This window comes from Xenorhabdus kozodoii (assembly GCF_002632875.1).
Classification (GTDB): Bacteria; Pseudomonadota; Gammaproteobacteria; order Enterobacterales; family Enterobacteriaceae; genus Xenorhabdus; species Xenorhabdus kozodoii.
In genome coordinates, this window is record NZ_NJCX01000006.1 from 169,094 (window position 1) to 182,934 (window position 13,841).

Consider the following 13,841-nt stretch of genomic DNA (forward strand, 5'->3'; position numbering starts at 1 on the left):
GCAAGCGGCAGAATAGCCATTTGAGGTAAAATACTGAGTAAGCCAAACACTGACTCACTCAGCATCACGCTTACACTGACGTCACGTCATTTGTTAACGAAACGATGACTTTTCCTCCTTACCGTTCAGTTCGAGCAACACAGATCCCAGAATGTTGAGCGCCTCGTCAAAAACATCGTCTTGTATGGTCAGCGGTGGAAGGAAGCGAATAACATTGCCGTGTACACCACATGTCAACAGGATCAGGCCATGTGCTAACGCTTTCTGACGTACCGCATTGGTAAAGTCGGCATCGGGTTCCTGACTGTTCGCGTGGTTGAATTCCACCGCAATCATCATCCCAAGCCCACGTACATCGGCGATCTGCGGGACTCGCGGCCGCAGTTTATGCAGACACTGTTTTAGCCGCTCTCCGAGTTGCGTCGCACGCTCAGCCAGCTTTTCTTCTTCGATCACATCCAGCACCGCATGGCTAGCCGCAATCGCCACCGGATTGCCTCCATAGGTTCCCCCCAAACCACCCGGCACTACAGCGTCCATCAACTCTGCTCGTCCCGTTACAGCCGCCAGCGGCAATCCCCCCGCCAGACCTTTTGCCATCGTGGTCAGATCGGTTGCAATCTGATGATGTTCCATCGCAAACAGTTTTCCTGTACGCGCGAAACCGGTCTGGATCTCATCGGCAATGAGCACAATACCGTAGCGATCGGCAATTTCACGTAGGGATTTGAGCAGTTCGGGAGGTGCCGGATAGAAACCGCCTTCCCCCTGTACCGGTTCGATGATAATGGCCGCGACGCGCGCGGGTTCAATATCGTTTTTGAAGAGAGTTTCCAGCGCGTTCAACGTCTGCTCCACGCTGATACCATGCAGCTCTACTGGAAATGGGATACGGTAAATGTCGTTAACCAGCGAACCGAAACCCATTTTGTACGGCGTGACTTTGCCGGTTAATGACATGCCAAGGAAGGTACGGCCATGAAAAGCGCCGTTGAATGCCACTACGGCGCTGCGTCCAGTTGCGGCACGTGCTATCTTCACGGCATTTTCTACGGCCTCAGCGCCGGTGGTAACAAAGACAGTCTTCTTCGCAAAATCACCCGGCACCAAATGGTTCAGTCTTTCGGCTAGCGCGACATAATTCTCATAAGGCACCACCTGATGACAGGTATGGGTGAACTGTTCCAACTGTTCTCTGGCTGCGGCAATAACGCGTGGATGGCGGTGGCCAGTATTCACCACGGCGATACCGGCGGCAAAATCAATATAGCGTTGCCCCTGAGCATCCCAGATTTCCGCATTTTCCGCCCGCTCAACATAGACTTGTGTCGTCACGCCAACGCCTTTTGCGATAGCCGCGCTGCGCCTTTTAGCTAAAGATTCAGTCATAAATAAAAACTCCTGAGCAATTTGAATAAGTCAATTTCAGCAAACAACCGCCCTGTGTGATTCAGAATGTGATGACGGCAGGATCACCAGACGCAATAAAGGGACTTTACCCTCGGCCGACCAATTAACATCCTGATTTTTCAACAGTGAACCTGAACGCACTTCCGGCACGGTTGAAGTCACGACCCGCGCATCGTTATTAATGATTAATGCTGGCTTACCGATAGCGCCCAGCGCCGGCAGAAGTAACCGATCCAGCGTCGAGACTAAAATATCTACCGCCGTGACACCGGCAAACTTTTCACCGATAAGTACTGGGTGGGCTATCGTAATCGTGTAGGCACCGTTGCAGACATAATCCACATAGGGACCGTCGATGACAGGAAGATGACGGCTGGCAGGCTGGCGGAACCATTCAAACAATCGGAAATCCAGACGCCTGCGCTGTGCCTGATTGTGTTCCAGTTGGGCATACTGGATGGTATTCCCTTCCTGACGCCACCACTCCAGCGTCCAGTAACCCCCCTCTTCCCCTTCTGCTGGCATCGCCGCATAGCTGGCAAATCCTGCCCCGTTACACCAGGCGTTGTGATGCAGTACATCATGGATGTGTTTTTGCAATGCACCGCGCTGTTCCTGCGCCAAGCGAACACCTTTCGCATGATATAACGGCAGTCCGTATAAAATCTGGGCTGTCTTATCCGCCAGCATGGCGGTGGCCTGCTGCGCCGTGACCAGAATATCGTCCAGCATGTTTCTGGCTCGTTCTACGTGTCTATCGTTGTACATATGCCCCCTCTGCTGGGATGAATGCAGCCGCGTTACTCACTCAGAACGCGGCAAAAATGGTGCATCAGTGTCCATACGTAATTTGCATTCAAGCAGGTGATCGGTAATTTGAGTCATCATCTTCTGTGCCAGCAAGTAACAGGCTAAGTCATCCCCCTGATGCAGTGCCGCCAAAAGTGTACGCCAGACGGCAACAACCTCGCTGTGGATAGCGGCCTCCCGGTACAAAAACACGACCAAAGGCGTCCATTCGGCCTGAATTTCCAGCTCCTGATTGGCAAGCCGGGCCGACTGTGACTGAGATGCCAACGTTAACAGACAGCGCATATCTGTCTGTATACGGGTATCCGGTTGCGTCGCGGCGGCAAAACAGTCGATCAGTTGCTCCAGTTTTCTCAGTTCATCTGGCGTTGAACGCTGGGCTGCAAGCCTCGCACTATGGCCTATCACTGCACAGTGAAACTCGCTGAAATCTGCCAGTTCGCCCGAAGCCATCAGCCGCAACGGGTGATATTTCCGCATTGTTTCAACAGAGACCTGGCACACAAAACTCCCACCATGACGCCCACGCCGAGTATCGATCAACTGTCTGGCACGTAGGGTGTTCAGCGCGTCGCGAACAGTGACGGGTGACACACCCAACAGACGCGACAGCTCGTTTTCGTTAGGGAGCTGTTCATCCGCCTGTAATATCCCGGAGATGATCGCGTTACTTAAACGTTCAACAACCTGTTCGGTTCGGGTCGCCTGATCGAGTGGTGCATAGACGATGGAATAAGCCGTCATTTTCTAATTCCTGATTGAAATAACACGGGATTTCAGCACGTTCATCAACAACGCTAAAAAATGCCGTGACGATGCAGCGCTTGCGCATCTTCCGGTACTGGCGTGATGGCATCCCAAAGCTCCACCACTTTGCCGTTCTCGACACGCCATAGTTCAAAGTAACTGTGACGGATTCCGGCGATACTCCCCTCCGAATGGCTAAGAACAAACTGCCCGTCGGCTACTGTACGGTGGAGTTTTGCATAATGCAGTCCCTGCCCTTCATCCTTGAGTTGCTTAAGGAATGCAACGACCGCCGCCGTACCATCGGCAATATCGGGGCTATGCTGACGAAATTGTTCACCATTGGTGTAGTTTCCAAAGTCATCATAGTGCCCTTCGATCAGGCAGCGGGTAAAAAAGTTAACCACCCGTTCACGGTTTTTCTCTCTGTCATGGTCATGCTCTGTTTCAGTCGGTCCGTCTAGCTGAGTTCGGCCACTGGCATTGGGCGCGGATTGCGGCACTAAGCCATCCCAATGCTCCACGATGAAGCCATCGGCAACCCGATACAGATCGAAACCAACCAACGGCTGCTTATCTAACCCGGTAAAACGGCCGTGAATAGCAACTAAATCACCATCCTGTAATACGCGATACGCTTCATGGTGCAGTTCGGGATGTGTCTGGACCAATTCGCGCAATCCGGTAAGACCCTCTTTGACCAACGGGGAGTGTTCGATGAAATTTGGCGCAAAATAACGCTTAAGCGCCTCCACATCACGGTCAGTAAATAGCTCGTGATGCGCGCGCGATACCAGGTCGCGTGAAGATCGATTTTGATTCATTATCATGGTGATCATGGTGTCCTGTATCAGTCGTTGGAACTCATCACGTGTTTGATGCGGGTATATTCATCGAACCCATAAGCCGACAGATCTTTACCGTATCCAGAGTTTTTGAAGCCGCCATGTGGTGCCTCTGCTGTAAGAGGAATGTGGGTGTTAATCCAGACAGTGCCAAAATCCAGTTCACGAGACAGGCGCAGCGCGCGGCCGTGGTCACGCGTCCAGACACTGGAAGCCAACCCGTATTGCACATCATTAGCTTTCTCAATAGCTTCCGCTTCTGTCAGGAACTTCTGCACGGTGATAACCGGGCCAAAAATCTCGGTCTGGATCACTTCATCGGACTGCTTCAAACCGGTAATGACCGTAGGTTCAAAGTAATATCCCAAGCGATCGGCTTGACGGCCCCCGGTTTCGATGCGGGCATGAGCGGGCAGACGCGCAATAAATCCTTTGACCTGCTCCAGTTGGCGAGCATTATTTAGCGGCCCATACAGCGCCTCTTTATCTTCCGGGTTCCCAAAACGGGTGGCTTTAGCGGCCGCCACCAGTTTAGTGACGAAAATATCGTGAATAGACTCATGCACCAGCACACGTGAAGCGGCTGTACAGTCCTGACCGGCGTTGAAATACCCTGCGGTAGCGATGGTCTCCACGGCTTTGTCTATATCGGCATCGGCAAAAACAACCACCGGTGCTTTGCCACCCAACTCCAGATGCGCCCTGGTGAGATTGGCCGCTGCCGAAGAGGCAACCTGCATACCTGCCCGTACAGAGCCGGTAATGGAAACCATCGCCGGCGTTTTGTGTGAAACGACCAGCTCGCCCGCACTGGCATTACCCAGCACGACGTTAAACGCGCCGACAGGGAAGAACGGAGCCGCCAGTTCAGCCAACAACAGGGTACTTTCCGGCGTGGTATCGCTCGGTTTAAGCACCACGGTATTACCGGCCGCCAGAGCAGGCGCTATCTTCCACACCGCCATCATCAACGGATAGTTCCACGGGGTAACTTGCCCAACCACGCCCAGCGGCTCGCGCCGGATACTGCTGGTCATCCCCGAAAGATATTCAGCCGTAGCCTTGCCTTCCAGAAAACGGGCTGCGCCGGCGAAGAAGCGGATATGATCCACTGATGTTGCAACTTCCTCGGAGGCAATCAGGTGCTTGAGCTGCCCTGTATTGCGGCTTTGGGATTCAATCAGGCGTTCAGCATTTTTTTCCACCGAATCAGCCAATGCTAGCAACGCCTGCTGACGTTCTGAGGGGGTGCTGCGTCCCCATATTTTAAATGCCTCTTTAGCCGACGCATAAGCATCATCAACATCCACCGCCGCCGCGTTAGGGGAACGCGCATAACATTCCCCCGTGACCGGACTGACTAAATCAAAATATTCAGAACCCTTAGACTCAACATACTGACCATTAATGAAATGCCTGAGCGTTGATAGCGGCATCGGTGACCTCCTTGATGGATTAAATGTATAAGATATAACCTATGACTTAATATATTTACCGGTTGCATTTTAGTCAAATTTGTAGCAAAAATGTAAAAACAAGAGGAGAATTAGATACATAGATGTAACTTTTGGGGTTTCCATCAGAAAAAATTATTCAAATCTGTGAGCGGGGTCGAGGATAAGCTAACTACTTGCACTACTATATTTTGAAATTGCTTTCAACCAGAATAAGCGAGTTAAGATAAGAGAACCAATGGCATATATAAAAGCCAATAATAACGTTTTCATGCTTACTATTCCTAATGCAGCCTGAGCCGGCACATTACTAACAAAGAAAACAGGCAGTAAAAAACTCAATAAAAACCGTAAAGCGCCCGGATATGCACTAACCGGGAAACGCCCAACATCCATTAATGAATAACAAATAACCCACACATCTGACACTTTAGTGAACCAGAAGGCTATTAGATTTGAACACATAAATAGGGAATAGAAAATACACGCACCTAATAATAAGGCGAAGTTAAATTTTAATAAATTAACAATCGTTAACGCATCCTGCTGAAACATGGCTAATAATACAACTATATAGCCCACAATAAAATTAGCGCCATCCCATATATTAAAACGATGGAAACTAATAAAAAATTGAGTGTCTACAGGGCGAATAATAATTAAATCCAAATCCCCACGCCTGATATATTCAGAGAGCGAATGAACACTTGGAAATAACCAACTATCAATAAAAGACTCAATAATGAGTGTGACTCCTAATAAAGCAACCATCTGATAGTAAGTCCAGCCGCCGACCTGAGATACTTGGCCGAAAAATCCTGTCAGTACTAAGAATGCCAACAAACAAGAAAGGCTAGAGTTGATTAAATTTACTACAGCATTAAAGCGAAATTCAAATTCTAGCAAAAAAGAATGTCTTAGTAAGACTAAGAATAATGAAATATATCTCATTGCATTAAGCTCCAGATGCCGAATATCTTTTTAATCCTGCATTCCATAATAACATCCTGATAACCGTTAATAAAATGACCCAAAATAGTTGCACTCCAAATCCAAATAGCAGGAGCAAGTTATCCAATTTCCCCAATATTATTTGAACTGGAAAATCTAGTGCTGACGCAAAAGGGAGTAATTTCAACCATGAAGCAATATCTTCTGGATATAAATCAAGCGGTATCAATACCCCACCCAAAATGGTATAAAAAGCCCAAAGCAGTGGATCGAACGCCATCGAGTTACTGATCCAAAATGCCAGTAATCCGAGACAATAATAAAGGTGAAATATAATAATCCATGCCAAAATAAGCGCTGGAATAAAAGTCAGTAAATTTCCAATATTCAAACGATGAAAATTATCTGTCAGAAAAATACCTGATATAAAAACCAGTGAAATAATCGGTCCCCTGACCATCATTTCCCCTGTATGATCAGAGATATAATTATAGAGAGGGGAAACTGGCCGTAGCAACAACATAGATAATTCTCCTCTTCGAATATCACTATCTAAACGCCGCATAACCCAAATTGCTGTGAGTTGGCGAACAAGATAAATTGAAAGAAAATAAACGGCAAAATCACTTGCAGTATAACTGCCAACATCCCCTCCTTTTGCCAGCCCCAGCCAAACAAACATCACAGCTATAGGCATGATGCCACCTAATAACCAAATAATGGATTGAGCGCGGTACGCAATGACTCTCGAAAAAGATTGACCGATAAGCATTCGCCATAATAGCAGACTTCTCTTAATATTCTTCAACATGAGTTTCACCATATGAAGATAAATAACTTTCTAAAACCTTTTCAATCGGTTCATCATGAATAGAAATATCAAGTATGATTTTCTCTTCCATCAATTTTGCAACAATGGAAGGAAGTAAATCTCGTTCTACAGTTAACTCGATATCTTGACTATCGTCGGTAGATGAACTCATTAGAGATCTTAATTCAGGTTTTATTGGACCTGAGAGGGTGGCCTTCAATATTTTCTTTGGCGATCGTTTTTTAATTAAGTGTGATAACTTTCCATCATACACAATCTCACCAGAGTTGATAATAATGACTCGCTTAGCAAGCGCTTCAACATCAGCCATGTAATGAGATGTTAAAAGGATCGTTGCATTATTTGTTTGATTATAATGAGCAATAAATTCACGCACTGAGCGCTGCATATTTACATCCAATCCAATAGTCGGTTCATCTAAGAACAGTACGGATGGTTTATGCAGTAATGACAAGGCAAGTTCACATTTCATTCGCTCACCCAATGATAAATGGCGGACTGGCCTATCAATGACGGAGTTAAGGGAAAGCATCTCCACAAGTTGATCACGATATTTAGAAAAATCTTTTTCGTTAATAGAATAAATAACTTTATGTAGGATAAAAGAATCATTTGGTGTTAGATCCCAAGCAAGTTGCTGTTTTTGCCCTGCCACAAATGATATGGATTTCAAGTATTCGTTCTTACGTTCATAGGGAATATAACCTAATACACTCACATTGCCTGAAGATGGTTTAATAATGCCAGTTAACATTTTCATTGTGGTCGTTTTTCCTGCTCCATTAGCCCCAAGAAATCCCACAATTTCACCTTCCTCAATAGAAAAATTAATTGATTTAACGGCCTCTACTATCGTGTATTCTCTTTTAATGAATGACTTCAAACTCCCTAATAATCCTGGGCTTTTAGTATAAACTTCATAGGACTTACATGAATCATTGACTTGAATAATGGACATTATTTGCGTTTTTCCGTTGGAATTTTGGTGCAAAAATTCATTGCCATCAGATTTTTCCATTATGAATTCATATAATTTGAGGGCATATCACAAAAACATCTTTCCAAATTTGTTCTGGTATACTTTGATAGAAAATATCAATATACGATTTTGAATCTACCATAGGCCGGCCAGAATCAAAAATTAATTTTTCTGAGGAGTCAAATAATAGAGTCCCCTTCCCTTATATCAGTAAAAATCAGGGAGCCTACCATTAATTTGTTTACCTATCTCGGATTATTGTTTTTAACGCGGCAGTGCGATAAATCCCTTTTCCAGTCCATGGACTTCTATACCTTCCGGCATCGCCTCCCCAACAGTCACCTGGCGAGACACAGGTTGATTTTTTAAATTCTGCCGCCAGTTTACGGTTAATTGTCCATGGTTAGCGCGAGTGAGTGCTGCTTCTGGTATAACAATGCCCTGTTCGTTGCGATAAATAACAATATTGACTTTAGCACTCATGCCCGGCCTGATGGGGTGGCTTTGATTCATGGGGGAAATAACTTTAATCACCACATCATAATAAATCGCCGATCCGGGTTTGTCCGTACTCACGCTTTGCATAGCCATGGCTTCAATTTCTCCGTCCATGGGGTGGCCAGAAAATCCCTCTCCACTAATTTTTACTGCCTGCCCTTCTTTGAGTTTGGCAAGATCGGTTTCTTCAACCTGCGCCAGTACCTGATATTGGGTTGTATCCATAATTTCCAGTAAGGGCATCCCTTCAGTGACTCGAACGCCTGTCTGAATGGTTAAGAGCTTTTTGCTTTCTCCCTGTGTTGCCCTGAGCACGATCCCTGAAAATGGCGCTTTGATTTCTTTATGCGAATATTGCTCCCGTAGCGCCTGATAACGGCTTGTTGCATTTTGCAGCTCCATCTCGGCAACGCGCACGTTATTAATACTGCCTTTTTGTCGAGTGGATGCAAGATCGTCTTGTACTGAAGCGAGTTCGGTGAGTTGTCGGCGAAGTTGCTGCTGGAGGGTTTCCACCTCCATTTTGGGAACGATGCCCCGTGAAAAGAGCGCCTGTGTTTTGGCAAGATTATTTTTCAGTTCCATCACCATATGGTTTGCATTTTCAACATTTCTTCTGGCACGGATAACTTCCTGACTGTTTTCCCAGTCATGCAATTGATCGACAACAGAGGCGGCTTTGATCATCTCAACTTGCGCTTGCCGAAGTTCAATATCAATCTTTCGGGTATCAAGTGTGGCTAATGTCTGACCCGCTTTCACCGACTGTCCTTCTTTGACTAAAACGTGTTTGATAATCGCATCAAAGGGCGCGGGTATGGTTTCAAGACGTGCCGATTGTAAGTGGCCGACCAAGCCAAGGCGTTTTTCTATGACTTCTGGTTTTACTTCAATCCACTGTACCGATCCCTGAGCCGGCGGTTGTTTTGAGGATAAAAAGATAAAAAAACAAGCCACCACAACCAATAGGCCAGCGATGGCCCCTCGATAACGTTTAATCATTGAGTGTTATCTCCCAGCTTTCCAGTGTTGTGCCAAGAATTTGATCGAGTTCAGCTTGCGCATTGAGATACTGAATAAGTGTATTCAGGCGGGCATTTTCGGCATTTCTGAGGTCGGTTTCAAAACTCAGAACCTGAAAGTTGCTGGATCGGCCAGCCTGTAACTTTTCCTGTTCAATGTCGAGTTTCTTTTGGGAAAGTGAACGGGCTTTTATCGCTAACTGATATTCCTGCCAGCGCGATTCTGTGTCGCGGATCGCATTAATGACTTTTTGTTCCAGATTTGTTTTTGCCTCCTCCAGATGTAAGGCTTGTTTCTGCACATTGACTTTAGCCTGAACTTCGGTTTGCTTCTGTGTCATATCACCGATTGGAATATCCAATTGTATACCCACAACATTTTCCCAGTTTCGGCGTTCAGAAGACGATGAACGATGCTGGGACACCCCGCCGATCAGTGATACATCCCAGAGCCGGTCATTGCGGGCCTGCAATAATTGAATCTCTGCCGCTTTGGCAGAAAGTAATTGAATCAGGTAATCCGGTTGCTGTGCTTGTGCCTTTTTAATGGATTGTTCAATATTTAGACTAACGTGAATTCCTTTTCGCGTATCTGTCGCATAGATGGGGGTTTTGTGGTTTAGGGCGAGTAACTTAAGTAATGCCAGTTTCGTGGAGTGCACATTGTTTTCCGCCTCTTTGGCCGAAAGCGCCTGCATAGCCAAATCAGCCTGCGTTTGTATTATATCTGTCTGTGCCATTCGGCCTGCATCAATCAATTCCTTGTTAATCTCCACTAATTTCTGCATCCGCTTAAGGGAAGCGGCAGAGAGTGATTGCTGCTCCTGGGCGCGAAGTAACGCATGGTATGCGAGAATAATTTGCGTGATGGCATCGGAAATCGTCGCCTTTAAGTTCAACCGATGGGTTTGTTCCTGAAATTTGGCAAGTAAGATCGGGGCATTATTTACATCGGTTCCGGCTCCCCGCAAAAGAGGCTGTATCACAGTAATACTGGCACCATCATTATAAAAATGGTTTACGTTTTCACGCGTCCAGGCAAGCGTAAAACGCGTGCCCAAAGGCGTGAGCAATGTGGCGTTTGGGGAAAGATTCGTTTTCCTGAAACTTGAATCCTGATTTTTACCCGCCATATAACTTCCGCTTAGCTGTAATTTTGGTGTAAACCGATCTTCTGCCACCCGTAAATCAAATTTTTGGGCGATACGATCCAGATAAACACTGCGTATCGCGTAGTTATTTCTTAAACCAAGTGATATTGCATCACTCAACGATAAGCCTATAGCCTCTCCTGAGGCTTCCCGCCGCAGGCTGTAATCAGGCTCTCGTACCTGTTCAGATGCAGGAAGCCCCGTTCGAGGAAAAAGGAAAACCAAAGCCAACGAGCTATAAAGAAAATATTTTTTAATCATCGCGTAATGCCTGTACGGGTTCCATTTGGGCGGCTTTATGGGCGGGATAAAAACCGGAGAGAAGTCCCGCCATGACTGAACTCCCTATTCCTAAAGGAATGGATAAAGGAGCTAAAGAAAATGACCAACCGGAATAAAGGACAAAAAGGAAAGAGACGATCACACCTGCCAATGTGCCAAGAGTGGCGCCAGCTAAAGTCAAAGCCGCTGCTTCATACAAAAAAAGGCGCCGGATATCCTGAGTTCTTGCGCCTAAAGCCATACGTAACCCGATCTCTTTGCGTCGGGCTGAAACGTTCATCAGCATCACATTTGAAATTGCAATGCCGCCGGTCAGTAGCGAAATGCCCGCCAGCCCGATCAACATAAAAGAAAAGGTTTTGTTCTGTTCTGTTTGCCCTTTCAGGAGTTGTTGGGCTACCCGAACATCAATATCAACCGTGGGAAACTTGCGTTTGAGCAGCGCCAATAAATCCTGCGCATCGGTTTCTGTGGTTGCAGTCGTTATCGTGCGGGCGATGATGCCATTCAGATCCGTATTGGGTGAGATTTTGCGCATGGCATTGACAGGTGCAATTACCACCGAATCCAAAGAAAAAGGAAAGATGGGGTTTTGCCCTTTTATCTCGAAAATACCAATTACGGTATATAAATAGTTGCCAAGTTGGATCTGCTTGCCCAGTATACGGGCTGGCTCCCCTTCACCAAGGGTAACCGCGATTTCATTACCCATGACCACATAAGGAGAGTGCCGATCATAATCAGTGATAAATCGGCCATAACGAAGCCGCAATTGCATCACCTCCTCAAGTTCCGCCGAGGAGCCTATGAGGGTAAATGTTTCTGTTTTCCCGTTATAGCGGCCGGGAGAAGGATAATAGATCCAAGGGGCTGCGGAAGATAAACCCGGAATAGCCTTCGTCAGATCGGCCATATTCAGTGACTCACTACCAATCCCATGATTATAGGAATTCAGATTCGCGGTAATGACATTAATATCCAGCCCGCTGAACATCTTCAACGCAGCCAGTGTGGCGTTATGTCCGGTATTCACAAATGCCACAACCGAAGCGCAACCAATAGCAATACCCGATAAAGCAAGCAGGGAACTTCTGCCCGTTGCCATTAAGTTACGCCAGGCTTCTCTCCAGATCATGAATACCGACATGCCATAGTTGCTATCATGCATGTATTGTCATCCTTCTGGTTTCATGCAACTGGCCGTCAGTGATGCGTAATTCACGCTGCATATGGTTCGCAACTCTGGCGTCATGGGTTATGACAACCAGCGTCATCGCCTTGTCTGTGTGAAGAGAAGAAAGAAGCAATAAAATGTCTTCGGCGGTCTGGCGATCCAGGTTACCGGTAGGTTCATCGGCCAGCAGTAACGAGGGTTCCCCGGCCAGCGCCCTGGCGAGCGCGACTCGCTGTCGCTGCCCGCCGGATAAGTCTGCCGGATAGTGAGCAGCGCGATGTGAAAGGCCAACCAAATGCAATTTTTCTTTGGCAATGTTATAGGCTTGTGAAGCAGAAATCCCGCGATAAAGAAGCGGCAAAGCGACGTTTTCTGTCGCTGTCATGCCGGCTAGCAAATGGAAACTTTGAAAAACAAAACCAATTTCTTTATTACGCATTCTGGCTCTGAGGTCAGCATCGGCTGTTGACATATCAACGCCACAAAGAAAATACTCACCGGAAGTAGGTTTATCCAGCAAGCCGAGAATATTCAATAAGGTGCTTTTCCCTGAACCCGATGTTCCGACAATCGCGCAACTCTGGCCGGCATAAATTTGTGCCGTTATATTTTTTAGAACGGGTATCGGGTTCTCTCCACCCTGCTGATAAACACGGGTTAACCGCTGCATATTGATAACCGGTGATAGCGATATTGTGGGCTGAATCGAATTTAGAGTATCCATTATTTTTATAATATCCCCTTACTTTAATTTCTCTCTTTCTCAAAGAAATCCCATTCCCAGCTTAATTAATAAGTGGATAATTAGATTGCATTAAATCAATATTGTTATTGTGTATGATATTGCAATTTCCAATAATTCATTTTCCTTGTGAAAACAATAGCAAAATAATCATTGATCATAAATTATGATAATAGAGATGATATTTCCAATCCAGAATATAAAAATATAATCATTTTCTAAATTTTGAAATTGCAATGTCATCAGGTGGTGATTTAGATTTAGCGTGCGTTATCAGTTAGAACCTTATAAGTAATATATTTAAATTGCAAATTCTAAAGATTTTACAGGAGAATGTTTATGTTTAAGAAATTATTGACAGTTGGGGCGTTGGCCGCAGTTATTGCATTAACTGGTGGAATTGGCAGTGCATCGGCATCAGGAATGAGATACATTTGTGGAGGGGAAGAAATTATTGATCACGAACCTGTTCCTGGTACGAATGAAATGTGGGTTGTTAATCCTTATAGAAATTTTGCACAAGAATTTATACAAGATTGGAAAAAATGGAATTTTCACGGACCTATTTTACATTGTGGTACCAATTACTGGGCCGGTAGATATGTAAGTAGTTAATAAATTATATATTTTAGTGAATTCATGTAACAGGTACTGCATTCAATATATTGAATGCAGTACCTTACAATTGCAAATAAGTCCTCAAGAGAAATTAATTGCAAATTTGTCGCCATAACCCGCCAATAACGTATTTAACTCATAGTCCATTGTTTCCTGAGTCCAAGTAATAAAACGTCGCCAGTGGTATTTGGCCTGTCTCCAGACGATTTCAATCAGATTCAGCTCTCGGCTGTAGGTGGGAAGGTAAAGTAAAAACAGGTTGTGCTCCTGTAACCCGCGACGTTCTATTTTTTTCTCGATCCCATGGTGAATACGCGCATTATCTA

At 45.8% G+C, this 13,841-nt stretch carries 14 protein-coding genes; 1 reads left to right on the top strand and 13 read right to left on the bottom strand.

Annotated elements, in window-relative coordinates:
• Window positions 1–93: 93 nt before the first annotated feature.
• From Xkoz_RS05735 to Xkoz_RS05790, 12 genes are all read right to left on the bottom strand, one after another.
• Window positions 94–1,389, bottom strand: a complete 1,296-nt coding sequence (locus Xkoz_RS05735; protein ID WP_099141255.1) for a 4-aminobutyrate--2-oxoglutarate transaminase — start codon at window positions 1,387–1,389, stop codon at window positions 94–96.
• 36 nt (window positions 1,390–1,425) lie between these two features.
• The gene (locus Xkoz_RS05740; protein ID WP_099141256.1) at window positions 1,426–2,178 is read right to left on the bottom strand and encodes a cache domain-containing protein; all 753 of its coding nucleotides are present in this window, start codon (window positions 2,176–2,178) and stop codon (window positions 1,426–1,428) included.
• A gap of 36 nt (window positions 2,179–2,214) precedes the next feature.
• Window positions 2,215–2,964, bottom strand: a complete 750-nt coding sequence (locus Xkoz_RS05745) for a FadR/GntR family transcriptional regulator (RefSeq protein WP_099141257.1) — start codon at window positions 2,962–2,964, stop codon at window positions 2,215–2,217.
• 53 nt (window positions 2,965–3,017) lie between these two features.
• A complete protein-coding gene (locus Xkoz_RS05750) occupies window positions 3,018–3,791 on the bottom strand; it encodes a nuclear transport factor 2 family protein (protein ID WP_099141276.1) in 774 nt (257 codons plus the stop codon).
• Window positions 3,792–3,817: 26 nt separating this feature from the next.
• A complete protein-coding gene (locus Xkoz_RS05755) occupies window positions 3,818–5,248 on the bottom strand; it encodes a gamma-aminobutyraldehyde dehydrogenase (protein ID WP_099141258.1) in 1,431 nt (476 codons plus the stop codon).
• A 186-nt stretch (window positions 5,249–5,434) separates the two neighbouring features.
• Window positions 5,435–6,217, bottom strand: coding sequence for an ABC transporter permease (locus tag Xkoz_RS05760; protein WP_099141259.1), 783 nt, complete (start codon window positions 6,215–6,217; stop codon window positions 5,435–5,437).
• Between the two features lie 4 nt (window positions 6,218–6,221).
• Complete coding sequence (locus Xkoz_RS05765; protein ID WP_099141260.1) at window positions 6,222–7,028, bottom strand: ABC transporter permease; 807 nt, start codon at window positions 7,026–7,028, stop codon at window positions 6,222–6,224.
• Window positions 7,012–8,067, bottom strand: coding sequence for an ABC transporter ATP-binding protein (locus tag Xkoz_RS05770; RefSeq protein ID WP_244183404.1), 1,056 nt, complete (start codon window positions 8,065–8,067; stop codon window positions 7,012–7,014). The genes Xkoz_RS05765 and Xkoz_RS05770 overlap by 17 nt, the downstream gene beginning before the upstream one ends.
• A gap of 225 nt (window positions 8,068–8,292) precedes the next feature.
• Window positions 8,293–9,528: an HlyD family secretion protein gene (locus tag Xkoz_RS05775; RefSeq protein ID WP_099141261.1), complete on the bottom strand. Its 1,236-nt coding sequence runs from the start codon at window positions 9,526–9,528 to the stop codon at window positions 8,293–8,295.
• Complete coding sequence (locus Xkoz_RS05780) at window positions 9,521–10,960, bottom strand: TolC family protein (RefSeq protein WP_099141262.1); 1,440 nt, start codon at window positions 10,958–10,960, stop codon at window positions 9,521–9,523. Before Xkoz_RS05780 ends, Xkoz_RS05775 begins: the two co-directional genes overlap by 8 nt.
• Window positions 10,953–12,149 (bottom strand): ABC transporter permease, encoded by a 1,197-nt coding sequence (locus Xkoz_RS05785; protein WP_099141263.1) that lies wholly within the window; start codon window positions 12,147–12,149, stop codon window positions 10,953–10,955. The genes Xkoz_RS05780 and Xkoz_RS05785 overlap by 8 nt, the downstream gene beginning before the upstream one ends.
• A complete protein-coding gene (locus Xkoz_RS05790) occupies window positions 12,142–12,879 on the bottom strand; it encodes an ABC transporter ATP-binding protein (protein WP_099141264.1) in 738 nt (245 codons plus the stop codon). The genes Xkoz_RS05785 and Xkoz_RS05790 overlap by 8 nt, the downstream gene beginning before the upstream one ends.
• A gap of 357 nt (window positions 12,880–13,236) precedes the next feature.
• Between Xkoz_RS05790 and Xkoz_RS05795 the strand changes: the two genes are divergently transcribed.
• A complete protein-coding gene (locus Xkoz_RS05795) occupies window positions 13,237–13,512 on the top strand; it encodes a hypothetical protein (RefSeq protein WP_099141265.1) in 276 nt (91 codons plus the stop codon).
• A gap of 84 nt (window positions 13,513–13,596) precedes the next feature.
• Here Xkoz_RS05795 and Xkoz_RS05800 read toward each other — a convergent pair.
• On the bottom strand, window positions 13,597–13,841 hold a 245-nt coding region (locus Xkoz_RS05800), incomplete at its 5' end, for a transposase (RefSeq protein ID WP_208615210.1).